The following is a 23,763-nucleotide window of genomic DNA, read 5'->3' as shown; positions in this document are numbered from 1 at the left end:
AGGGGCTTATATCTATAATTTAATAATTTTTTATTTCCATTAAATTATATTTACCGAAAAATAATATAAGCCCTATTTTTAGGAAAAACTTAAATTAATCGATTACTTTTTTGTTAATGCGTTATAACTTGTCATAAGATTACGATAATCTGGAATATGGTTAGCAAACAGTGTGCCTAATCCTTCGACATCATTACGCCAATCACGGTGTAATTCACAAGTCAAACCAAACCAGTTAATCAATTGAGCACCCGCTTTTGACATTCTGTCCCACGCTGAATCCCGTGCGATTGAATTGAAAGTCCCTGAAGCATCTGTGACAACAAATACTTCAAAACCTTCTTCAAGTGCTGATAATGCAGGGAATGCGACACAAACCTCAGTCACAACACCAGCAATAATTAGTTGTTTTTTACCTGTTGCTTTAACTGCTTTTACAAAGTCTTCATTATCCCAAGCATTAATTTGTCCAGGGCGAGCTATATAAGGTGCATCAGGGAACATCTCAACAAGTTGAGGCATTAAAGGGCCATTAGGACCATTTTCAAATGAGGTAGTCAAAATGGTAGGTAAATTAAAGTATTTAGCAGCATTAGCTAATGCTAATACATTATTATTGAATTTATCTGGCTCGATATCTCTCACTAAAGAGAGTAATCCGGCTTGATGGTCTACCAACAAAACAGCGGCATTATTTTTATCAATACGATGATATTTAAAGCTCATAATAATCTCCGATAATATAATAGAGGTAAGACTCAATTAAATCATAGCACCAAATTTATATGACGATACTCAGATCCTTTTAAATTTACATTTAAATGTATTTATTAATAATAAACAATCTATTGCAAACTTAGAATTTAATTGAATATCACGATACTTAATTAACTGCTTATTTGTTTATATAAATTTATTCGTTTCGTTGAAAAGAATTATAAGTGCAATCATTCTTAAATGAATCTAAAGATTATTGCTCTAACCATTCAAAAAATTTGTTGATATTTGAGGACAGGAAAAAGAAATAAAAAAACCCCCGCGGGCGGGGGTGAGATAAGCGCAACTAAAAGGTCTCTAACTTACTATCAGGAGATGGATCTCATTAATGACGATTACGGACAATTTGATAGCGACGAGTTAAGTACTCAACAGGTACGCTCCAAATATGGACTAATCGACAGAATGGGAATAATAAGAAAATCGTCATTCCTAAGAAAATATGCAGTTTAAATACCCATGCAACACCTTCAAGATTTGCTGAAGCACCACCATGGAATGTCACAATAGATTGTGCCCATGCCACCAGCTTCATCATTTCACTACCATCCATATGTTGTGCAGAGAATGGGATTGTTAGTAGACCTAATGCCACTTGAATAACCAGTAGCGTTAAAATCATAATGTCACCAAATGAAGATGTGGCTCTCACTCGTGGATTGGTTAAACGGCGTTTTAATAACATCACGCCCCCCACCAGCATTAACACACCACAAGTACCTCCACCCACCATCGCCATAATTTGTTTATATTCAATAGGTAGGAATGATTCATACATCCAGTGTGGCGTTAACATACCTAAAAAATGCCCTGCAAAAATACCGATGATCCCAATGTGGAATAAATTAGAAGCCAATCGCATATTTTTCTTGTCTAGCATCTGGCTAGAGCCTGCACGCCAAGTGTATTGACCGTAATCATAGCGTAACCAGCTACCGATAATAAAAACGGCACCAGCAATATAGGGATAGATATCAAAAAATAACATATTGATGTAATTCATTTTTGTGCTCCCGTATTCAACGAATTCCCCACATTGAGATATTGAACTGCGGTTTCTTGTGCAAAACGACGCTGATGTTGGCTAATATTGCTACTGCCACATTGCGTACCTTCTCCAAGAAACGTCACTTGTTCTTCTTCCCATACAGCATCTAACGCCGCTGGGGTATCATCTAAAGGCTCTTTTTCTACTTGAGCAGTGAGTTGTGATGCTTCTAGTCCGCTTTGTGAAAGACAAAGTAATACATCAAAGAGAGCGTGATAATCACTGCCTCGCTGTTTTAAACGCTCACCTAACAGTGCCAAAATAGGAGCAATGTTGTTTAGCCCTTCAATACACTCGGTTGTAGGTAAAAGTGTTAAATACTCAAGGTAAGTAGGCAAATAGTCAGGGAGTTCACGGCTGCTTAATGTGATCCCCGCTTGTTGATATTGATTTAACAGATCAACCATTGCCTGACCACGATCGCGAGATTCACCATGAACATGTTCAAATAACAACAGTGACCGTGCTCGACCTCTGTCAAAAAGCTCACTGTAGTTAGATTGCGCATCTAATAACTCTTGTTGCGTTAAAGCGTGAATAAACGCCATCAATTTTGCAACTTGAGTCACAGGAAGCTCATCGGCCTCCTGTAATGCATCAATAAGCTCGCCACGGTTATCCCACAACTCTTGTGTGGGATAATCTAAAAGATGAGAAATAACTTTCAGAGAAATCATTATATTTTCTCCTCTGAACGACGTTCATCCTGAGGTGTTCTTGAAGTGATATCAATCGCATCGATGCGATGGCTATTAAACAAATTAAATTTGCTATCACTACCATGGCAACCATCACCAAAGCTAAAACCACAACCATTACGTTCTGGAAAAGCCTCTCTTGCAAGTTCTCTATGGCTTGATGGAATAACAAAGCGATCTTCATAATTTGCAATAGCAAGATAACGGTACATCTCTTGTGCTTGTGCTTCAGTCAAACCGACTTGCTCTAACGCACTTAAATCAGTTTTTCCTTCTACGGTTTCAGCACGTTTGTAATGACGCATCGCTAACATTCGTTTTAGTGCTAATAACACTGGTGCGGTATCCCCAGCTGTCAGTAAATTTGCTAAATACTGAACTGGAATACGCAAGCTTTCTACATCAGGCAGAACGCCTGTATGTGGTAACACCCCCGCATCAGCAGCAGATTGAATTGGTGACAAAGGTGGTACATACCAAACCATTGGTAAGGTGCGGTATTCTGGATGCAATGGCAATGCGAGCTTCCAATCCACTGCCATTTTGTAGACAGGTGAACGCTGTGCTGCATCAATCACACTTAATGGAATACCTTGTTCTTCCGCCGCTTTGATAACTTCTGGATCAAAAGGATCTAAGAAGATATCTAACTGGCTTTGGTATAAATCTTTTTCATTATCCGCACTGGCAGCTTGTGAGATTTTATCTGCGTCATATAGCATTACACCCAGATAACGAATACGCCCTACACAAGTTTCTGAACACAGTGTTGGCTGACCGGCTTCAATACGTGGATAGCAGAAAATACATTTTTCTGACTTACCACTTTTCCAGTTGAAGTAGATTTTTTTGTATGGACACCCAGTTAAACACATGCGCCACCCACGGCATTTATCTTGGTCGATAAGCACAATGCCATCTTCAGCGCGTTTATAAATCGCACCACTTGGGCAGGTCGCCACACAAGCAGGATTTAGGCAGTGTTCACATAAACGTGGTAAATACATCATGAATGTATTTTCAAACTGTCCATACATCTCTTTTTGCATATTGGCGAAGTTTTTATCCGCAGCACGTTTGCTAAATTCGCCACCTAAATCGTCTTCCCAGTTTGGGCCTCTTTCGATTTTAGTCATGCGTTGGCCGGTGATCAGCGAGCGAGGACGTGCTGTTGGCAATGAGCCTTCTGGTGCATTTTTCAAATGCTCATAGTCGTAATCAAATGGCTCATAATAATCATCTAATGCGGGGACATCAGGGTTAGCAAAAATTTTAGATAACAGACCAACACGGTTACCCATTCTAGGCACTAATTTACCTTTGATATTTTTGATCCAGCCGCCTTTCCACTTTTCTTGGTCTTCCCAATTTTGTGGGTACCCTGTACCTGGTTTTGTTTCAACGTTATTGAACCATGCGTATTCAACACCTTCACGGCTAGTCCATACGTTTTTACAGGTTACTGAACAGGTATGGCAACCGATACATTTGTCGAGGTTGAGTACCATACCGACTTGTGAACGAATTTTCATTATGCCTTCTCCTGTCCATTCAGGGTCTGTTGATAAGCATCACCTTCACCATCAAGCCAATCAATCTGTTTCATCTTACGCACCACAACAAACTCATCACGGTTAGAGCCAACAGTACCGTAGTAGTTAAAGCTATAAGCTAATTGAGCGTACCCACCAATCATATGGGTTGGTTTAGGGCAAACACGCGTCACAGAGTTGTGAATACCACCACGCATTCCCGTCACTTCTGAGCCGGGTAGGTTTATTTGACGCTCTTGTGCGTGATACATATAAATCATGCCATCAGGAATACGTTGACTGACAATGGCTCTTGCCGTTAACGCACCATTACTGTTGTACGCTTCAACCCAATCGTTATCGCTAACTCCCATCTCTTTGGCATCATCTTCACTTAGCCACACTACGGGGCCACCACGACCTAGTGTTAACATTAGTAAGTTATCGCTATAAGTTGAGTGAATACCCCATTTTTGGTGAGGAGTCAGGAAGTTCAGTGCTTTTTCAGGGAAACCATTTGGTTTTTTACCCTTAACCGCATCAATCGCTTTAGTATCAATTGGTGGACGATAAACCACTAAGCTTTCACCGTAAGCACGCATCCACTCGTGATCTTGATACAACTGCTGGCGACCACTTAACGTACGCCAAGGGATCATCTCGTGAACGTTGGTATAACAAGCGTTATAAGAGACATGCTCATCTTCAAGACCAGACCATGTAGGGCTTGAGATAATCTTACGAGGTTGAGCAACGATATCGCGGAAACGAATTTTTTCGTCTTCTTTCACTTTGGCTAAATGCGTGTGATCACGTCCAGTCACTTTACTGAGTGCATCCCACGCTTTTACAGCCACTTGACCATTAGTTTCAGGCGCTAAAGAGAGGATAACTTCAGCAGCATCAATTGCCGTTTCAATCGCTGGACGCCCTTTTGCTACGCCATCGTGACGAACACGATTGAGTTTTTTCAGGAAATCGACTTCTGTTTGTGTATTCCAACTGATCCCTTTACCGCCATTACCCAATTTATCCATCAGAGGGCCAAGTGAGGTAAAGCGAGCATAAGTATTTGGATAATCACGCTCAACAGGAATAAGGTGTGGTGCTGTTTTACCCGGAATAAGGTCACATTCACCTTTTTTCCAATCTTTTACATCGAAAGGCTGTGCCATTTCAGCAGCAGAGTCATGTTGAATAGGTAATGTCACTAAATCGGTTTCAACCCCTAAATGGCCTACACACAATTTAGAGAAGGTTTTAGCGATACCTTTATAGATTTCCCAGTCTGTTTTAGACTCCCAAGCAGGATCAACGGCTGCCGTTAATGGGTGAATAAATGGATGCATATCCGAAGTATTCATATCGTCTTTTTCATACCATGTTGCGGTTGGTAAAACGATATCTGAGAAAAGACAGGTACTTGACATGCGGAAGTCTAAAGTCACCACTAAATCAACTTTACCTTCACCACCTTTATCTTGCCATTCCACTTCTTGTGGCTTAACTTGACCTTGCTCGCCTAAATCCTTACCTTGTAATCCGTTCTCTGTACCTAATAGGTATTTCAGTAAATACTCATGTCCCTTGCCCGCCGAACCTAATAAGTTAGAGCGCCAAATAAATAAATTACGAGGGAAGTTTTGTGGGTTATCAGGTTGCTCTGAAGCAAAACGGATTTCACCTGATTTCAATGCATTAACGGTGTAATCAGCGGCACTAACGCCTGCCTCTTGGGCTTTTTTCGCAATAGTCAGAGGGTTTAAGTTTAATTGAGGCGCCGATGGTAACCACCCCATACGTTCTGAACGCACGTTCATATCAACCAAGCTACCACTAAAGCGTGATTTATCCGCTAATGGTGATAATAACTCTGTTGGTGATACGGTCTCGTAACGCCACTGACTGGAGTGATTATAAAAGAACGATGTACTGTTCATATGACGAGGTGGACGTTGCCAATCAAGACCAAAGGCTAAAGGCAACCAACCTGTTTGTGGACGTAATTTTTCTTGTCCAACATAGTGTGCCCAACCGCCACCGCTTTGCCCCACACAACCGCAGAAAATCAGCATGTTGATAATACCGCGATAGGTCATATCCATGTGATACCAGTGGTTAATACCTGCACCCACAATCACCATAGAACGACCATGCGTTTTTTCTGCATTATCTGCAAATTCACGCGCAATACGGGTGATATCTTGACGGCTTACACCTGTAACTTTTTCTGCCCATGCTGGTGAATATGCTTTGATTTCATCATAATTTGATGCGCAGTTTTCATCATTTAAGCCACGATCAATACCGTAGTTTGCTAATAACAAGTCATAGACAGTTGTAACGTATTTTTCTTCGCCATTCGCAAGTGTAATACGCTTAGCTGGCAGTTTATGAACGAGAACATCATCAAGGGCAACACCTTCAAAATATTCACTCTTAATGCCACCAAAGTAAGGAAATGCAACATCAACAACATCATCGTGGCTCTCTAGAAGCCCCAATTGTAAAGTGACTTCTTCACCACTCTTACCGTCTTTAGGCTCAAGATTCCATTTAGCAGCGCCTTCCCAACGAAAGCCCATTGAACCTTGAGGAGCAACCAGTTGCTGTGTTTTCTCATCAATAGCAATGGTTTTCCACTCTGGGTTTTTCTCCTGATCAAGATTGTTCACTAAATCAGAAGCTCGTAGCATGCGACCCGCAACTAAATTGCCAGAATCATGTTTATCTAACATCACTAACATTGGCATGTCAGTGTAAGTGCGTACGTAGTTACTAAAGTATTCAGTTTGGCGTTTAACATGGAATTCGTTAAGAATAACGTGTCCCATCGCCATTGCCATTGCGCTGTCAGTACCTTGTTTTGGATTTAACCATTGGTCACACAGTTTAGCGATTTCAGCGTAATCTGGTGTAACCGCAACGGTTTTTGTTCCTTTGTAGCGAACTTCTGTAAAGAAGTGAGCATCTGGAGTACGTGTTTGCGGTACGTTAGAGCCCCATGCAATCAGATAAGAAGAGTTATACCAGTCCGCTGATTCAGGAACGTCTGTTTGCTCACCCCATGTCATTGGTGATGCGGGTGGTAAATCGCAATACCAATCGTAAAAACTTAAACATGCCCCACCAATAAGGGATAAATAACGCGCACCCGCAGCGTATGACACCATCGACATTGCCGGAATTGGCGAAAAGCCGATAATACGATCAGGGCCATATTCTTTAGCTGTAAATACGTTAGAAGCGGCAATAATTTCATTCACTTCAGACCATGAAGAGCGAACAAAACCACCACGACCGCGTGCTTGTTTATAGCTTTTCGTTTTTTCTGGCGAGCTAATAATTGAAGCCCAAGCATCGACAGGATCACTGTGTTGTGCTTTCGCTTCACGCCATAATTTAATTAAGTGTTTACGCACCATAGGATATTTAACGCGGTTTGCGCTGTATAAATACCATGAATAGCTTGCACCACGAGGGCAACCTCGAGGTTCATGATCGGGTAAATCAGGGCGTGTACGTGGGTAATCCGTTTGTTGGGTTTCCCAAGTTACTAACCCATTTTTGACATAAATTTTCCAGCTACATGAGCCTGTACAGTTAACACCATGAGTAGAGCGGACAATTTTGTCATGTTGCCAGCGACTACGATAACCATCTTCCCAGTCACGATTAACATTTAATTCTTGGCCATGATCCTTTGAAAAGGTATCGCCAAGTTGTTTAAAATAGCGGAATCTATCGAGAAACTTACTCATCAGATACTCTCCCAATGCGCGCGAGCGCTCTCACATTGCGTATAATTCGTCATTATTGTTTATTGTGTTTACGTCCATAGACCAACCAAGTGATCAAGACGCAGGCGATATAAAATAGAACAAAGATTTTCATGGCTCCGGCAGGTGAGCCAGTCATTGCAAGTGATGTGCCAAAAGCTTTAGGAATAAAGAAGCCACCAATTGCACCAATTGCAGAGATAAAACCAAGCGCAGCCGCACTTTCTGTTACCGCTTCTTTTTGAGCAGCTTCATCGGAAGCACCTTGTGCTTTCATACGGTCAACAGTAATTTTTCTAAACACCACTGCAATCATTTGGAATGTAGAACCACTACCTAAACCTGCGGTTAAAAACAGCACCATAAAGACGCCATAAAACGCGATAAATGAGCCACCAGCACCGTTTTCAGGTAGTGTTAAGAAAAGTAGAGCAGAGAAAATTGCCATGATGATAAAGTTAATCAGCGTGACTCTAATCCCTCCAAATTTATCAGACAAAGCGCCACCCACAGGGCGAGCTAAGGCACCTAATAAAGGCCCAAAGAAGGCATAATGTAAAATAACGATATCTGGGAATTGGGTTTTAGATAACATAGCAAAACCCGCTGAAAAACCGATAAATGAACCAAAAGAACACAGGTATAAAATACTTAATAACCAGAGGTGACCACGTTTTAAAACGGGTAATTGCTGGCTTAAAGAGGCTTTATTCGCCGCAAGGTCGTTCATACCAAACCATGCCGCAAATGTCAGAATAAGTAAGAAAGGAACCCAAATCCACGCGGCATTTTCTAACCATAAACGTGAACCATCTGGCTGAACAACACCCGGACCACTAAACATTGCAAAAACGCCAACACCAATCACTAATGGTGCGACTAACTGCATAACACTGACACCCAGATTACCTAATCCACCATTTAATCCTAATGCACCACCTTGACGTGCTTTAGGAAAGAAAAAGCTAATGTTTGCCATACTGGATGCAAAGTTTGCCCCAGCAAACCCACATAATAGAGAAATGACAATAAAGGTTGAATAGGTCGTTGTCGTGTCTTGCACTGCAAAACCCAGCCAAATACAAGGAATAATCAGAAATACCGTGCTGATTGCTGTCCAGCGACGACCACCAAAGATAGGAATAACAAAAGAGTAAGGAACGCGCAAAATAGCGCCAGATACAGAAGGCAATGCCGTCAGCATAAACAACTGATCTGTGGTAAAGTTAAAACCTACTTTGTTCAAATTTACTGCAACGGCACTAAAAAGCATCCATACACAGAACGATAAAAGTAAACAAGGAACAGAAATCCATAAATTGCGTGAAGCGATCTTTTGACCAGTCTTTTCCCAAAAAGCTTTATCTTCAGGATGCCAATCTTCGATCACCCCTTTTCTCATTTTTTCTGGGTGTTGAGTGAGTGCCATAACAACCTCGATTAACGGTTAGATTGGCACCTTTTTACGATTAGATTTGTTAATAAGTCATGATCTGCATCAAGCAAGGTTTTGTTTGATTTTTAGACTGATTGTATTATTCACACCTAAGTATTAATAGGGTTAGTCTTAATTTTTCATTTTAAATTAACAAGTTAAATAAAAAACACTATACTTTGTAAGTGAAATTACACCTACTGGCTATTTAGGGGTAATACTTTAGTAGTATGTGACATTTGATGAGTTTTTAAGGCAATATAGCGCCAGAATAAATTTGGAAAAATAACGATGAGTACTCATAAAGTCCAATGGCACTACCGTTTTTCAATTATTAATCAAATTGCGATATTAATGTTACTTTTCACTCTATTGGGTGTGGTAGGCATGGCGATTTCTAACCATATTATTTTGAGTGTACAAGGTAATGCTCATGCGATTAATAAGTCTGGATCGCTACGAATGCAAAGCTATCGCTTACTATCTGCTTTACCCCTAGATGAACAACATCGTTATTACCTTCATGAATTAGAAACCGATTTAGACAGCAATGAGTTACTTCAAGTCCTGAGTAATGCATCGTTACAATCACAATATGCTCAATTAAATACATACTGGAAGGAAACCTTAAAACCAACCTTGCTCTATGCACAACAACGAGATGATGCAAAACAAGAAGTCGCCTTGTTTGTTTCTCAATTAGACAAGTTAGTATTAAGCATAGATCAGTTAACAGAACAAAAAATAAGGTTGGTGGCTTATACGCAACTGATTTTCACTGCACTCACACTGTTATTGTTATTTGGCTCTGTTTGGCATTTCCGCCGCCGTTTACTTCACCCTTGGCAGCAATTAATGGCAATGGCGAACTCGATTGGTCATGGTAATTTTTCTGCCCGCTTTCACCAACGCACACATCACGATGAAATCGCCACACTCGGTATTGCACTTAATACTATGTCAGAAGAGCTTTCTACACTTTATAGCGAGCTAGAAAAAAGAGTGATTGAGAAAACTCACGATTTACAACAAAAGAATAAAGTACTCTCTTACCTCTATCATTCGAGTCAACAATTGCATTCACCCACGCCTCTTTGCGCTCGATTAAGACAAATATTATTTGAGCTTCAACAAATTATTCCTGATGCTTATTTGCAAATACGTTTATATGAAGATAATCACCACACGTTGTTTAATGAAATTAGTTTAGCGCCAAAATCTCGCCCTGAGCATTGCCCTGATAAAGAGTGCGAACGTTGTGAAGAAATCTCTTTTACCGAAATACCACAACGTAGTGAACTACTGCATTGGGAACTCGCCGATCAGATCCATCGTTATGGCTTGTTTGTTATGCAATTACCTGAAAATATGGTGTTGAGTGATGAGCAAAAAAATCTCATGTTATTACTCACAAAACAAATTTCAGCAATGCTGGCAATGGAACAACAAAACGAGCAACAGCAACAGCTACTATTGATGGATGAGCGCTCAGCGATTGCACGTGAATTGCATGACTCAATTGCACAATCGTTATCATGTTTAAAAATGCAGGTTAGCTATTTGCAAATGCAGTCTGAGACCCTTCCAGATAATTGCCAAAAATTACTTAAAGAGATGCGTGAAGAACTGAATGTCGCATATCGACAATTAAGAGAATTATTAACGACATTTCGTTTAAAACTCACAGAGCCTGGATTGCTTGCCGCACTAGAAAGCACACTCAATGAATTTAATCAACGCCTTGGTTTTGCTATTAATTTTGATTATCAGCTACCAGCAAAATGTGTCAATTCACATCAAAGCATCCATGTTGTTCAAATTGTACGTGAAGCATTAAATAATATTTTGCAACATGCCAATGCAAACTGGGCTGAAGTCTCTTTAAGCCTTAATAATGGGCAAGTAGAACTAAAAATTAATGATAATGGTGAAGGAATTAGCCCTAACCCTGAAAAATTAAATCATTATGGTCTTATTATTATGCGAGAGCGCGCAAATAGCCTAAATGGTTCTTATACTATAAAAGTACGTGAACAGGGCGGTACTCAAGTGTTTGTTAAATTTCCATTAATAACTACTCATAAAGATCCTGTCCAAAATGGAGCAAGTCGTAATGAATAATATGGTTCCACCCACAGAAAAAGCGACAATTTTACTGATTGATGATCATCCAATGTTACGCAATGGCGTAAAACAACTCTTAAGTCTTGATGCAACATTAACTGTCGTTGGGGAAGCGGGTGATGGGCTACAAGGTGTAAAATTAGCAGAGGAACTCGATCCCGATTTAATCTTACTCGATCTAAATATGCCAGGAATGAACGGCTTTGAGACACTCGATCAACTGCGATTAAAATCATTGTCAGGCAGGATCGTAGTTTTTAGTGTCTCAAATTACAGTGATGACTTAGTAACAGCACTAAAACGTGGTGCTGATGGTTATCTTCTAAAAGATATGGAACCTGAAGAATTACTTGCGGCACTTAAACAGGCGGCTGCCGGAAAAATGGTTGTCAGCCCTGCATTAACGCCTATTTTAGCTGAATCATTACGTGAAGATCGTTCTGAAGGTGAGCGTGATATTGAACAGCTCACCCCGCGTGAACGTGATATTTTAAAACTAATAGCGCAAGGGCTATCCAATAAAATGATCGCACGTAAACTTGATATCACAGAAAGTACGGTCAAAGTACACGTTAAACACTTACTGAAAAAAATGAAGCTAAAATCTCGTGTTGAAGTTGCCGTTTGGGTTCATCAGCAACGTGTCGATTAATCAAAATTAGGTACAATGGGCTGATGAGAACTCATCAGCTCAACTAACTCTTTCGCCCCTTTTTGCAAAGACTCCCCTTTTAACCACATGGCATGAATAGGCAATCGCAACTCATTTTTCGTGTTTTTAAACTGAAGTTGTTTTAATTTACCTTTTTGCAATTGAGTATAAATCAATGAATATGGCAAATTACCCCATCCCATTCCTGCTTCAACCATACCTAATGCCATTTGAAAACTATCCGTTTGCCAATAATTCGTAGCCACTAATGAGCGCTCATCCCTCAACTCTTTGGTATGACTTGCGATCATAATTTGGCGAACATTCACTAAATCTTCAATAAATACGCCAGATGGGTGTGCTAATGCAATATGACTTGCAGAGATCGTTGCCACTAATGATTCAGAGCCGAGATATTGAAATTGCTCATCACCATTCACATACAACCCCCCATAAACTAGGCTCAATTGAATTTTATGTGAATGTAACATCTCAATAATGTCATCTTGTGCCGCAGTTATCACATTCACATTAAGTAATGGATAACGTTGCGTTAATTCAGATAACGCAGGTAATAAATAATCAGGATTAATATCAGCTGCAACACCAATATTTAAGACACTTTCGAGATCCATGGAAAGCTCTTTTGCATGTACCTGTAATAATTTTAATTGCTCTGCGATCATTCTGGCATGAGGTTCAAGTGCTTTGGCTTTTTCGGTTGGCTGAGGCTCTCGTGATGAACGCTCAAAAAGTGCATAACCTAATTCAGCTTCCATATTGGCAATCGCCATACTGACTGCGGAAGGAACACGTTTTAATGAACGTGCTGCCGCAGAGAAAGATCCCTTATCCATCACGGCTAAAAATATCGCAATATGTTCACTTGAAAACTGCATGTTCACTCCTGATGTTTCAGTTAAATTGATACTAGCTGACTTTTTCTGTCATTCTTGCTGATTTATCTTACGTTGCTTAACAACACTAATCCACAGAAAAAAGAGCGTACAATGCAAGGTATCAAACGAAAAATTGTCTATGTGACAGCTTATGAGATTTTTGGGTGGGTGATTTCATCCGTTGGGCTTGCACTCTTAGCCGATAGCTCAACAGCAGTAACTGGCCCATTAGCACTAGTGATAACAACAATCGCGGTGAGTTGGAATTTTATTTATAACTGTATATTTGAATTTTGGGAAAGTCGGCAGATTTCAAGAATTCGAACTTTTAGACGCCGTATTGTACATGCAATTGGATTTCAGCTAACACTAGTACTCTATTTAATTCCGTTAATTGCATGGTGGCTTAATGTTTCGTTATGGCAAGCGTTAGTTATGGATTTTGCGCTGATCATCATTATTCCTTGTTATACTTTCGTTTATAACTGGATATTTGACAAAGTATTTGGTTTACCGAAATCTGCATTACCTGAAAATGCGCCTGTAGCCTAAACGACAAGCGAATTAAGAAGAGTGATCTGCAATTAAGATCACTCTTTAACAGGATAGATATCTTCTAAGGCAAATTGCTCAATACCGCCTTCTAACTCACAACGACCTAAACCCATGTTTTTATCATCAGCCGTTGTTCTTTTGAGTAACTTACCTGTTACTTGAGAAAGCTGAGTATCTAATTCAACAACACGATAATATTCTTTCATATAGCTTTCTTCACCTAGCGCCATATAAACTAAAAATTCATCACCTATTTTAATGTTCATCTCGTTTCTACTTACTCTTAAGAATTAATCTAATAATGATCAATTAGTTTAGTCTAACGAAAGGTAATAAGAGAAAAATTGACTCACTCGATATTACATTAAGTTAATTTATTAACTTCCAACTCATCATCATGATGCTGATCAGAATAAAAGACAGTGTTAAGTATTGGAAAAAACGCTCTGATAAATATGCTAAAAGATAACGTGCTAGCGGAATAGAAAGTAATGAGCCTAAACAGAGAATAAGTGCGGTATGTACGTCGGTATAGCCACCAGCACTATAAGCGATAGCGGAGCCCCCCGAAAGAATGGTTGTAATAAAAATAGAGGTACCAATCGCCTCTTTAATCCCCATTTGTGCAAAACGCATTAATACAGGCAATACGACTAATCCGCCCCCGACTCCCGTTGCTCCAAGCACAAACCCTGCACTCATTCCTGGTACAAATATGGAAGAAAAAGTAACAGATGAAGGTGGTGGCAAAGAAATTAAAGGATCTGAACCTGTTGATCTTCTTATCATTCGTTGTAAAAACAAGACCAATGAAAATACAATGGCAACGATCATTAAAATATTAATACCAGATTCAACACGATCGTAATATTGAGGTTGCGATCCCAACCACGTCACTCCATAACTTGCTAAAAAAGTTGTAGGAAACATGATCGCTAAAATTAATAATGCGGGCTTTAATGGAATATTGCCTAAACGAAAATGAATATAAGAAGACGAGAGTTTCATTAGCATAGATAACAAATTAGCCGTTGCCACAGCCGCTAATGCATTCATTCCAAAAAGATAAATAAGAACAGGCAATAAAATAACGCCTCCGCCAACTCCGGTCGTTGTAATAACTAACCCTATTGCAGCGCCGATAAGCAGTTGTGAGACGAGTAACATCTTATTTCCTTTTGCTGATAATTTAGCGAGCCTAGATTATAGGCAAAATAACTTATAACCAAAAGGAATTAGATATAACAAATAGATATATAAATAAAGTTATTATAAAAAACCCTTTAATACGAAATTTACTCATATTAAAGGGATAAGATTAAAGACAAGTATTATTCTTATTAATCAATGTATTAATTCTTTAACGTACTTAATTTATTTCAGCTAAAATGGTTTCTGCTGAAAAGTAATCGCCTGTTTTGGCTTTTTGCTGTAATACCCCGTCACGAGATGCGACTACCTGAACTTCCATTTTCATGGCCTCCATAATGGCAATGACATCACCTTCTTTAACTTTATCACCATCAGATAAGATCCAGCTATGTAATATGCCAGAGATTGGCGCTATCACAGCTTTTTCATTCTCTTCTTTCTCATGATTAGCACTAATGACTGTTGGTATTACCGCAGAGAGTGACAGTAATTGAGCAGGCAAAGCAAGTTCATGACGACGGCCATCAATTTCAATAAAGGTACGTACAAGTTCTTCATTTTTTGCTGGTGTACTACGAGGAAAATGGATATTTTTTGCCTGAAAATCAGTTTCAATCCAACGAGTATGCACTTTAAAACTTTCAATAAAATCATCCTGTTCCATCATTTCACAATGGAAAGGTAATACACTTGCCACGCCTTCTATTTTAAATTCAGATAATGCTCGACGAGCGCGAGCAATGGCTTGTTCGCGAGTTGCCCCCGTCACTATCAGTTTGGCCATCATTGAATCGAATTGACGTGAAACCTGATTATTTTCAGCAACACCACTATCAACTCGCACACCAGGGCCTGAAGGCTGAGAAAAATGTGTAATTAAACCCGGTGTAGGTAAAAAACCTTTGGTGGGATCTTCCGCATTAATCCTAAATTCAAAAGAGTGACCGCGCGGGACGGGGGTTTTATCAATACTTAGTGGCAAACCTTCTGCAATACGTAACTGCTCGATAACCAAATCAATACCTGCGGTTTCTTCTGTAACTGGATGCTCTACTTGTAAACGGGTATTGACTTCCAGAAATGAGATAGTGCCATTTGCACTTAATAAAAACTCAACTGTACCAGCCCCTATATATCCCGCTTTAGCACAAATATCACTGGCTGATTGATGAATACGTTGACGTTGTTCATCATTTAAATAAGGTGCAGGTGCTTCTTCAATCAGCTTTTGATTACGACGTTGTAGTGAACAATCTCGTGTTCCGACGACGACGACATTGCCTAATTTATCGGCGATAATTTGCGCCTCGATATGACGAGGCTTATCTAAGAATTGTTCAACATAACATTCGCCACGGCCAAATGCCGTGACAGCTTCTCGTACTGCCGAATGATAAAGTTCTTCAATTTCTTCCATTTTATGGGCAATTTTTAAACCTCGTCCACCACCACCAAAAGCGGCTTTAATCGCAACGGGTAAACCATATTGCGTAGCAAAATCTAATACTTCTTTGGCATTATTAACAGGATCAGCAGTGCCATTAACTAAAGGAGCACCAACTGACTGTGCAATTTTACGTGCTTTCACTTTATCGCCAAGAACTTCAATCGTTTCAGGATTTGGCCCAACCCAAATAAATCCGGCTTCTTGTACCGCTTTTGCAAAATCCGCTCGCTCTGAAAGAAAACCATAGCCCGGATGGATCATCGTTGCTTTAGCTTTACTAGCAATATCAATAATTTTGTTGATATCTAAATAGCTTTCTTTCGGTAAATTACCATTGAGTCCATAAGCTTCATCAGCAAGACGAACGTGCAGTGCATCAATATCATCATTCGCATAAATAGCAATTGAAGTGGCACCATAATCCTGACAAGCACGAATGATACGAACTGCGATTTCGCCTCGGTTTGCAATAAGTACTCGATGCTTCACTCGTTGTTTTTGGTTAATTGTTGTCATGAGTGGCATTCTCCTATCAATATTCTTGAAATTCGGTAATTGGATTAAAACGAATTTTAGCGTTAACAGGGATCTGCCCTGCGAGTGGTAAGTGATATTCAGCGACAGCACCAATAACAGGATAGCCTCCCGTTAATGGATGATCGTTAAGAAACAAAACAGGCTGCCCATTAATTGGCACTTGTATTGCACCAATACAGGTACCTTCACTTGATAATTCTTGTTGTTGCTCACGTGTAAGAGGCGTTTCGCCCAATAAACGTAAACCAATACGATTAGATTGTGGTGTGACCTGCCATAATTGAGAAGTCAGCGTCTTTATTGCATCCGCGGTAAACCAGTCAGTACGAGGACCTAAAACAATATCAAGCGTGACGATATCTCCTTGTTTTGGCAGTGTTAATATTGGTTGCTCCTCAACAATAACGCGGTTTGATGTGCTGTCGTTGTTAAGGTGAAGGACATCTCCTTCTTGCAGTGCACTAGGCCCAATTTGCGCTAAAGTATCAAAAGCATGACTACCTAAAACTTTAGGTAATTCAAACCCACCTCTCACTGCAAGATAGCTACGTACCCCTGTTGTTGGTATGCCTAAAATAATTTCATCACCACAACGAACATCAAGAGGTTGATAGCTTGATAGATATTCACTCTCTCCCGACTCATGTTTTAGTAAAATAGAACAATCCGCCCCAGTTAAAGCAATAACACAATCTTGTCGCGCTTTAAGCGTTAATCCACCTTGAGCTATCTCAAGTGCCACGAAAGTTGTCGGATTCCCCACCAAACGATTAGCCGCATGTAAAGCAGGTTTATCTAATGCACCAGAAGCAGAAACTCCCATTGATGCAGCACCGATTCGTCCTTCGTCTTGAAATAATGTCTGCAACCCTGCCGAAATGACATATAAGCCTTTATCATTTAATGAGAGCGAGGAAGTTACTGCTGATTTTTTTTCAGGTAATGAAACTGTTATTGGTGATTTTTGTGCATCAATAAAATGCACTTCGTTTCCTGGCAATAAAAAGGCGGGTTGTTCGCGGGAAAGATCCCACATTTTTATTTCCGTAGTTCCGATTAACTGCCAACCACCGGGACTTTGTTGTGGGTAGACACCACTAAATTCACCAGCTAATCCGACAGAACCTGCTGGGATCCGTGTACGAGGAGTTTTACGCCGAGGTACATAGAGCTCAGTTTCATCAGCGATCAGATAAGCAAAGCCCGGCGCGAAACCAGTGAATGCCACTTGATAGGTTTGTTCGGTATGTCTTCGGATCACATCATTTGTGGTTATACCTAATAATTCAGCCACTTCACGAAGATCTTCCCCTTGGTAATGAACAGGGATCGTTAATGACTGTACTTGACGTGCTGATACCGCTTTGATTTCTAATTGTCGGAGCTGAATAACAAGTTCTTCAGCCGTGATTAGCCACGGAGTATAGTGAATTAAGAGCGTTTTCGCTGCGGGCACAATATCTTGAATAGCAGCAATATCCGCTTGTTTAACGGATTCATACAACGCAAGCGTCTCTTTTAAAGAGGAAAGCTCAACAAGTAAATGGGATAAGTTAACCGGTAAAAAGCGCAAAGTATCTCCCTCCCTTATACGTGATAAGCTGCATCGGGCACATCGGTAATAAACATATGCCCAGGAGCATGGCTAAGTGCAAAAGGAACACCTGAGCGCATCACCGCCGCTTGTGGTGTCACACCACAAGCCCAAAACACAGGGATCTCACCATCTTCAATTCTCACTGGTGAACCAAAATCTGGTGACATTATGTCTTTGATACCTAACGCTTCTGGGGAACCAATATGGACAGGAGCACCATGTACCGAAGGAAAGCGACCACTGATCATTACTGCATCAGCAATTCTATCTGAAGGAATAGGACGCATTGAAACAACTAACTCGCCTTCTAATCGTCCTGCTGGGCGACATAAGCGATTGGTTTTATACATTGGAACATTGCAGTTATCCGTGATGTGTCGAATTTCAATACCCGCTTCTAACATCGGTGTTTCAAAAGTGAAACTACAGCCAATAAGAAATGTCACGAGATCCGGCTGTTGTGCCCAAATGGCTGTAGCATCTGTAATTTCATCCGCTAATTTGCCATTTTCCCAAACACGATAAAGAGGAATATCAGTACGTAAATCAGCGTCTTGTGCTAAAACAGTACGATAACTACCTGATTCACAAACATCTAATATTGGGCAGCTTTTAGGATTGCGCTGTGCATAAAGTAGGAAATCAAATGCCCAATCACGAGGCAAACTAATCATATTTGCTTGTGTCATTCCTTTTGCCATACCTGCTGTTGGTATAGCTAAACCATGACGAATTGCTAATCGAGCCTCTTGTGCTTTGGCGATTGCATCAGCAGTTGCTTTCATTAAATTTGTCATATTTACCCCTCACTTTTCAGTAAAGCTGGAGCAAATGCTTTAATTTCAACACCATGATTTATTAAAGTTTCTTTTACGTTTTTAGCTAAATTGACTGCATCAGGACTATCACCATGGACACAAATAGAATCTGCTTCTATAGCAGTAAAAATACCTTCTATAGACTCAATACCACCTTCTTGTACAAGTTGTAACATACGTTGTGCAACACGTTTCGGATCATGTAAAACTGCGCCCTCTTTTTTACGAGAAACCAGAGTACCATCAGCGTGATAAGCTCTGTCTGCAAAGGCTTCGGCTATTACATGAAGCCCTTTTTCTTTTGCAAGTGTAATCAAGGGAGATCCCGCTAAAGCAACTAATACCAATTGAGGATCTACGGCAAGTATCGCCTCAATAACAGCGAGCGCTTGGCATTTATCATGAGCAATAGTGTTATAAAGTGCACCATGAGGCTTAACATAAGTCACGCTCAAACCTACTGCTTTAGCTAGCCCTTGCAAAGCACCAATTTGATAAATCACATCAGCGGTTAATTCATCACTGGCAATATCCATATTACGACGGCCAAAACCTACTAAATCAGGATAGGCAACATGAGCTCCAATCGAGACATTATGCAGTTTTGCCGCTTTTAATGTTCTTAAAATTCCATCAGGGGAGCCAGCATGAAAACCACAGGCAATATTGGCACTACTGACTATTTCAAGTACCGCATTATCATTGCCCATTGTCCATTGTCCGAAACTTTCACCTAAATCACTGTTTAAATCGATGGTATTTATCATTGTTATTATTCCTTTAAGCAATCTTGAGGTAGTTGAAAATCGCACCGACTGACATGATGCCCATATACCAGGTCAGTACACAGACTAAAATACCTGACCATAACAACCATGCTGGGTATTTATAGCCATTCATTAAGTCTTGGCGACGCCACGCAACAAAAATAAACAGTGTCATACCAATAGGTAAAATCAGACCATTAAAACCACCGGCAAAAACTAATAAAGCAGCAGGCGCTGTTCCCATCATCATATAAATAGCTAATGAAACAGCAATAAAGATAATGGTTGCGATATTACGTTGGCGCTCCGTGATCCCTTTTTTAAACACAGTGATAAATGACATAGAAGTGTAAGCAGCACCAATAACACTAGTGAGAGCTGCCGCCCATAAAATAAGACCAAAGATACGTAACCCAGTTAAACCTGCGGCATGTTGAAATGCTTGTGAAGCAGGGTTTGCTGCATGGCTAGAAATATCTAATGTGACACCACTGGCAACAACACCCAAAATGGCAAGAAACAAGATATAACGCATCAATCCAACAACTAAGATACCTTTTGTTGCAGCGCTCGATACCGCTTCAATATTCTCAATACCCGTCGTTCCCTTATCAAGAAGGCGATGAGCACCCGCATAACAGATATAACCCCCTACTGTTCCACCCACAATCGTGGTAATTGTGGCAAAGTTAATAGAGTCAGGTAAAACTGTTTGTCTTAATGCTTCACCAATAGGTGGATTAGAAGCAAACATGACAAAAACAGTTAGCAAGATCATGACCATACCAAGAATGATAATCATACGATCAATAAAATTACTGGCTTTGCGTGAAGAAAAAATATAGATCGCAAGTAATGCACTTAAGATCCCACCCCATTTAGGATCTAGTCCAACCATCGCATTAAGCCCTAAACCTGCACCAGCAATATTACCGACGTTAAAAACTAAACCACCGAAGATAACTAATATTGCCAGCAAATAGCCACTTCCCGGGATAGCTTTGTTAGCAATATCTGAAGCGCGCATATTGGTTACCGTGATCACTCGCCAAATACTCTGTTGCACAATAAAATCAATCACGATCGATGCTAAGATCCCAAATGCAAATGCGGCACCCATTGTCGCCGTAAAGGTTGCTGTTTGTGTAATAAAGCCAGGACCAATTGCCGAAGTTGCCATTAAAAAAATAGCGGCAATCAGAGAGGAACGTCTACTTTTTATAAACGAAGTTGAAGCTGTATTTGCAGAATCTTGTGTAGCCATAAGCTACCCCCTTTATCATCATTATTTTAATTATTATTACTAAGGCAATTTGCATGCCATTGTTGAGCATGAATAGTTGATTGTTAATCATCTGATATTAGATTGTTGAACAATTAATAATAATAGATGAATAAATAAGCAAATAGATTTAAATATGAGATGATAAAAGTGCAAAGAAGATCGCATTTTTAACATTTTATTGACAATTTGGGGTGATTTATTCGTATCAAAAATGCACGAAAATAAGGCATACAAAAATTGGATGCACAAAAATAGTGCATTCAAATGAGGAAAAATAAATTTGAGTATTAAAGATTGATAAAGAAAAACTAATTTTTTTAATAAAAAGAAACAGAAAGCGATATTGTAGAGAGTGATAAGTACAACATACAGCAACAATAGAGGTTATATATTGTAAAGCTCACTGATAGAATAGATGTTTCTATTGAGCTAATAGCAGAAGATAATGCAGAAAAAAACATCACCTCAAATTCTTTCTCAAAAAGTCGCCAATATTATTCGGCAAAAGATCACTATAGGAGAATTACCTCCCGGTGAAAGACTTTCAGAAACCGCATTAAGTGAAACACTAGAGATATCTCGTAATACCTTGAGAGAGGTTTTTCGTGTGCTGACTCAAGAAGGGCTGTTAACTTATAAACCTAATCGTGGTGTTTTTGTTTCAGTGCCAGATATGGCCTCTATTATGGATATTTATCGTGTAAGGCGGTTAATTGAGTGTGATGCATTGCGACATTCTTATCCTATGCACCCTGCTATTATTAGAATGCAAGATAGTGTCAATCAAGCAAAAAAGTTTCAAGAACAACAGGATTGGAGTGGTGTCGGAACCTGTAATATGCATTTTCATACCGCTATCGCTGAGCTTTCTGATAGCCCCAGATTATTTAAGCAATACCAGCTTATTTTAGCTGAATTACGTTTAGCATTCGGTTTATTAAATGATCCTCAATTATTACATGCGCCTTATATTGAGAAAAACGAACAGATTTTAATACTGTTAATGGATGGCAAAGCACAGGAAGCGGCGATGGCTATGGAAGACTATTTGGAAATTTCAGAAAGGACAGTACTCGCTGCATTCTCTCGCTATAATCTTTGTTAATTATTCAGTTGATAATAAAAATGCCCTATATTGGGGCATCTAAATAGCATATTTTTCTATTTAAAAAACTCCAAACGCAAAAAAGCCAACCCATTGGGTTGGCTTTCTCGTCTTATTTAATGCCTGGCAGTTCCCTACTCTCACATGGGGAGACCCCACACTACCATCGGCGCTACAACGTTTCACTTCTGAGTTCGGCATGGGATCAGGTGGGACCGTTGCGCTATGGCCGCCAAGCAAATTCGGTTTATTACCCGCTTCCTTCCTTTCGGTCAGTCGCCAGTAATCTCAATCTTAAACAAGCTTACTTCATCTACTCTTTGTCTCTCAGACAAAACACCTTCGGTGTTGTCAGGTTAAGCCTCACGGTTCATTAGTACTGGTTAGCTCAACGTATCGCTACGCTTACACACCCAGCCTATCAACGTCTTAGTCTTAAACGTTCCTTTAGGTCACTCAAGGTGACAGGGAAGACTCATCTCGAGGCAAGTTTCCCGCTTAGATGCTTTCAGCGGTTATCTCTTCCGCACTTAGCTACCGGGCAATGCCATTGGCATGACAACCCGAACACCAGTGGTGCGTTCACTCCGGTCCTCTCGTACTAGGAGCAACCCCTCTCAATCTTCCAACGCCCACGGCAGATAGGGACCGAACTGTCTCACGACGTTCTAAACCCAGCTCGCGTACCACTTTAAATGGCGAACAGCCATACCCTTGGGACCTACTTCAGCCCCAGGATGTGATGAGCCGACATCGAGGTGCCAAACACCGCCGTCGATATGAACTCTTGGGCGGTATCAGCCTGTTATCCCCGGAGTACCTTTTATCCGTTGAGCGATGGCCCTTCCATTCAGAACCACCGGATCACTAAGACCTACTTTCGTACCTGCTCGAGCCGTCACTCTCACAGTCAAGCTGGCTTATGCCTTTGCACTAACCGCATGATGTCCGACCATGCTTAGCCAACCTTCGTGCTCCTCCGTTACTCTTTAGGAGGAGACCGCCCCAGTCAAACTACCCACCAGACACGGTCCCCGATCCAGATTATGGACCTAGGTTAGAACATCAAACGTTAAAGGGTGGTATTTCAAGGTTGACTCCATGCAGACTGGCGTCCACACTTCAAAGTCTCCCACCTATCCTACACATCAAGGCTCAATGTTCAGTGTCAAGCTATAGTAAAGGTTCACGGGGTCTTTCCGTCTTGCCGCGGGTACACTGCATCTTCACAGCGAGTTCAATTTCACTGAGTCTCGGGTGGAGACAGCCTGGCCATCATTACGCCATTCGTGCAGGTCGGAACTTACCCGACAAGGAATTTCGCTACCTTAGGACCGTTATAGTTACGGCCGCCGTTTACTGGGGCTTCGATCAAGAGCTTCTCCTTACGGATAACCCCATCAATTAACCTTCCAGCACCGGGCAGGCGTCACACCGTATACGTCCACTTTCGTGTTTGCACAGTGCTGTGTTTTTAATAAACAGTTGCAGCCAGCTGGTATCTTCGACTGGCTTCGGCTCCGTCCGCGAGGGACTTCACTTACCGCCAGCGTGCC

Annotated in this window: 18 protein-coding genes and 2 rRNA genes (1 of these 20 cut by a window edge); 4 read left to right on the top strand and 16 right to left on the bottom strand. The window is 40.6% G+C overall.

The genetic code is table 11. The annotated features are described in order from the left end of the window. Nucleotides 1-102 precede the first annotated feature (102 nt). The 6 genes from ycaC to GTH24_RS02145 form a co-directional block, all read right to left on the bottom strand. Nucleotides 103-726, bottom strand: a complete 624-nt coding sequence (gene ycaC / locus GTH24_RS02170; protein WP_164525894.1) for an isochorismate family cysteine hydrolase YcaC — start codon at nucleotides 724-726, stop codon at nucleotides 103-105. Between the two features lie 376 nt (nucleotides 727-1,102). After that, complete coding sequence (gene narI / locus GTH24_RS02165; RefSeq protein WP_072069847.1) at nucleotides 1,103-1,780, bottom strand: respiratory nitrate reductase subunit gamma; 678 nt, start codon at nucleotides 1,778-1,780, stop codon at nucleotides 1,103-1,105. Beyond that, nucleotides 1,777-2,502 carry a nitrate reductase molybdenum cofactor assembly chaperone gene (gene narJ / locus GTH24_RS02160; protein ID WP_072069848.1) on the bottom strand — a complete coding sequence of 242 codons (726 nt, stop codon included), beginning with the start codon at nucleotides 2,500-2,502 and terminating at the stop codon, nucleotides 1,777-1,779. Before narJ ends, narI begins: the two co-directional genes overlap by 4 nt. Beyond that, entirely contained in the window at nucleotides 2,502-4,055 is a 1,554-nt protein-coding gene (gene narH, locus GTH24_RS02155) for a nitrate reductase subunit beta (protein WP_072069849.1), read from the bottom strand. The genes narJ and narH overlap by 1 nt, the downstream gene beginning before the upstream one ends. Further along, entirely contained in the window at nucleotides 4,055-7,816 is a 3,762-nt protein-coding gene (locus GTH24_RS02150) for a nitrate reductase subunit alpha (protein ID WP_164525893.1), read from the bottom strand. The genes narH and GTH24_RS02150 overlap by 1 nt, the downstream gene beginning before the upstream one ends. A 52-nt stretch (nucleotides 7,817-7,868) precedes the next feature. Next, nucleotides 7,869-9,263, bottom strand: a complete 1,395-nt coding sequence (locus GTH24_RS02145) for a NarK family nitrate/nitrite MFS transporter (protein WP_115350581.1) — start codon at nucleotides 9,261-9,263, stop codon at nucleotides 7,869-7,871. 297 nt (nucleotides 9,264-9,560) lie between these two features. Here GTH24_RS02145 and narX point away from each other — a divergent pair, with 297 nt between their 5' ends. Next, complete coding sequence (gene narX, locus GTH24_RS02140) at nucleotides 9,561-11,390, top strand: nitrate/nitrite two-component system sensor histidine kinase NarX (RefSeq protein WP_072069852.1); 1,830 nt, start codon at nucleotides 9,561-9,563, stop codon at nucleotides 11,388-11,390. 1 nt (nucleotide 11,391) lies between these two features. Next, on the top strand, nucleotides 11,392-12,045 hold the full coding sequence (gene narL / locus GTH24_RS02135) for a two-component system response regulator NarL (protein WP_082151816.1): 654 nt from the start codon (nucleotides 11,392-11,394) through the stop codon (nucleotides 12,043-12,045). On the opposite strand, the gene GTH24_RS02130 is transcribed toward narL, so the two are convergent. Then, on the bottom strand, nucleotides 12,042-12,944 hold the full coding sequence (locus tag GTH24_RS02130) for a LysR family transcriptional regulator (RefSeq protein WP_072069854.1): 903 nt from the start codon (nucleotides 12,942-12,944) through the stop codon (nucleotides 12,042-12,044). The genes narL and GTH24_RS02130 overlap by 4 nt on opposite strands. Nucleotides 12,945-13,055: 111 nt before the next feature. On the opposite strand from GTH24_RS02130, the gene GTH24_RS02125 reads away from it, so the two are divergent. Next, complete coding sequence (locus tag GTH24_RS02125) at nucleotides 13,056-13,496, top strand: PACE efflux transporter (protein ID WP_072069855.1); 441 nt, start codon at nucleotides 13,056-13,058, stop codon at nucleotides 13,494-13,496. Nucleotides 13,497-13,534: 38 nt separating this feature from the next. Here GTH24_RS02125 and GTH24_RS02120 read toward each other — a convergent pair whose 3' ends face one another. From GTH24_RS02120 to GTH24_RS02090, 7 genes are all read right to left on the bottom strand, one after another. Beyond that, on the bottom strand, nucleotides 13,535-13,765 hold the full coding sequence (locus tag GTH24_RS02120) for a hypothetical protein (protein ID WP_072069856.1): 231 nt from the start codon (nucleotides 13,763-13,765) through the stop codon (nucleotides 13,535-13,537). Between the two features lie 103 nt (nucleotides 13,766-13,868). Beyond that, nucleotides 13,869-14,666, bottom strand: coding sequence for a sulfite exporter TauE/SafE family protein (locus GTH24_RS02115; RefSeq protein ID WP_072069857.1), 798 nt, complete (start codon nucleotides 14,664-14,666; stop codon nucleotides 13,869-13,871). Between the two features lie 202 nt (nucleotides 14,667-14,868). Next, on the bottom strand, nucleotides 14,869-16,614 hold the full coding sequence (locus tag GTH24_RS02110) for an acetyl/propionyl/methylcrotonyl-CoA carboxylase subunit alpha (RefSeq protein ID WP_164525892.1): 1,746 nt from the start codon (nucleotides 16,612-16,614) through the stop codon (nucleotides 14,869-14,871). A 16-nt stretch (nucleotides 16,615-16,630) separates the two neighbouring features. After that, the gene (locus tag GTH24_RS02105) at nucleotides 16,631-18,208 is read right to left on the bottom strand and encodes an urea amidolyase family protein (RefSeq protein WP_115350584.1); all 1,578 of its coding nucleotides are present in this window, start codon (nucleotides 18,206-18,208) and stop codon (nucleotides 16,631-16,633) included. Nucleotides 18,209-18,222: 14 nt separating this feature from the next. Continuing rightward, entirely contained in the window at nucleotides 18,223-19,029 is an 807-nt protein-coding gene (locus tag GTH24_RS02100) for a putative hydro-lyase (RefSeq protein WP_072069859.1), read from the bottom strand. Between the two features lie 2 nt (nucleotides 19,030-19,031). After that, a complete protein-coding gene (locus GTH24_RS02095) occupies nucleotides 19,032-19,817 on the bottom strand; it encodes a LamB/YcsF family protein (protein ID WP_164525891.1) in 786 nt (261 codons plus the stop codon). Nucleotides 19,818-19,830: 13 nt separating this feature from the next. Beyond that, complete coding sequence (locus GTH24_RS02090; RefSeq protein WP_072069861.1) at nucleotides 19,831-21,081, bottom strand: NRAMP family divalent metal transporter; 1,251 nt, start codon at nucleotides 21,079-21,081, stop codon at nucleotides 19,831-19,833. A gap of 466 nt (nucleotides 21,082-21,547) precedes the next feature. Here GTH24_RS02090 and GTH24_RS02085 point away from each other — a divergent pair, with 466 nt between their 5' ends. Beyond that, on the top strand, nucleotides 21,548-22,207 hold the full coding sequence (locus GTH24_RS02085) for a GntR family transcriptional regulator (RefSeq protein ID WP_072069862.1): 660 nt from the start codon (nucleotides 21,548-21,550) through the stop codon (nucleotides 22,205-22,207). A gap of 121 nt (nucleotides 22,208-22,328) precedes the next feature. Here the strand turns inward: GTH24_RS02085 and rrf are convergent. Both rrf and GTH24_RS02075 read right to left on the bottom strand, forming a co-directional pair. Next, nucleotides 22,329-22,444: ribosomal RNA gene (gene rrf / locus GTH24_RS02080) — 5S ribosomal RNA — on the bottom strand. Nucleotides 22,445-22,559: 115 nt separating this feature from the next. Continuing rightward, nucleotides 22,560-23,763: ribosomal RNA gene (locus tag GTH24_RS02075) — 23S ribosomal RNA — on the bottom strand; it runs 1,699 nt beyond the window's last position.

The organism is Proteus vulgaris (genome assembly GCF_011045815.1).
GTDB lineage: Bacteria > Pseudomonadota > Gammaproteobacteria > Enterobacterales > Enterobacteriaceae > Proteus > Proteus vulgaris_B.
Note: the sequence above shows the minus strand (reverse complement) of the source record. Positions and strands in the feature narration are given on the sequence as shown.

Excerpts from the sequence above, each read along its gene's own strand:
- ycaC (WP_164525894.1), bottom strand. The coding sequence starts at position 726 with ATGAGCTTTAAATATCATCGTATTGATAAAAATAATGCCGCTGTTTTG.
- narI (WP_072069847.1), bottom strand. The coding sequence starts at position 1,780 with ATGAATTACATCAATATGTTATTTTTTGATATCTATCCCTATATTGCT.
- narJ (WP_072069848.1), bottom strand. The coding sequence starts at position 2,502 with ATGATTTCTCTGAAAGTTATTTCTCATCTTTTAGATTATCCCACACAA.
- narH (WP_072069849.1), bottom strand. The coding sequence starts at position 4,055 with ATGAAAATTCGTTCACAAGTCGGTATGGTACTCAACCTCGACAAATGT.
- GTH24_RS02150 (WP_164525893.1), bottom strand. The coding sequence starts at position 7,816 with ATGAGTAAGTTTCTCGATAGATTCCGCTATTTTAAACAACTTGGCGAT.
- GTH24_RS02145 (WP_115350581.1), bottom strand. The coding sequence starts at position 9,263 with ATGGCACTCACTCAACACCCAGAAAAAATGAGAAAAGGGGTGATCGAA.
- narX (WP_072069852.1), top strand. The coding sequence starts at position 9,561 with ATGAGTACTCATAAAGTCCAATGGCACTACCGTTTTTCAATTATTAAT.
- narL (WP_082151816.1), top strand. The coding sequence starts at position 11,392 with ATGGTTCCACCCACAGAAAAAGCGACAATTTTACTGATTGATGATCAT.
- GTH24_RS02130 (WP_072069854.1), bottom strand. The coding sequence starts at position 12,944 with ATGCAGTTTTCAAGTGAACATATTGCGATATTTTTAGCCGTGATGGAT.
- GTH24_RS02125 (WP_072069855.1), top strand. The coding sequence starts at position 13,056 with ATGCAAGGTATCAAACGAAAAATTGTCTATGTGACAGCTTATGAGATT.
- GTH24_RS02120 (WP_072069856.1), bottom strand. The coding sequence starts at position 13,765 with ATGAACATTAAAATAGGTGATGAATTTTTAGTTTATATGGCGCTAGGT.
- GTH24_RS02115 (WP_072069857.1), bottom strand. The coding sequence starts at position 14,666 with ATGTTACTCGTCTCACAACTGCTTATCGGCGCTGCAATAGGGTTAGTT.
- GTH24_RS02110 (WP_164525892.1), bottom strand. The coding sequence starts at position 16,614 with ATGACAACAATTAACCAAAAACAACGAGTGAAGCATCGAGTACTTATT.
- GTH24_RS02100 (WP_072069859.1), bottom strand. The coding sequence starts at position 19,029 with ATGACAAATTTAATGAAAGCAACTGCTGATGCAATCGCCAAAGCACAA.
- GTH24_RS02095 (WP_164525891.1), bottom strand. The coding sequence starts at position 19,817 with ATGATAAATACCATCGATTTAAACAGTGATTTAGGTGAAAGTTTCGGA.
- GTH24_RS02090 (WP_072069861.1), bottom strand. The coding sequence starts at position 21,081 with ATGGCTACACAAGATTCTGCAAATACAGCTTCAACTTCGTTTATAAAA.
- GTH24_RS02085 (WP_072069862.1), top strand. The coding sequence starts at position 21,548 with ATGCAGAAAAAAACATCACCTCAAATTCTTTCTCAAAAAGTCGCCAAT.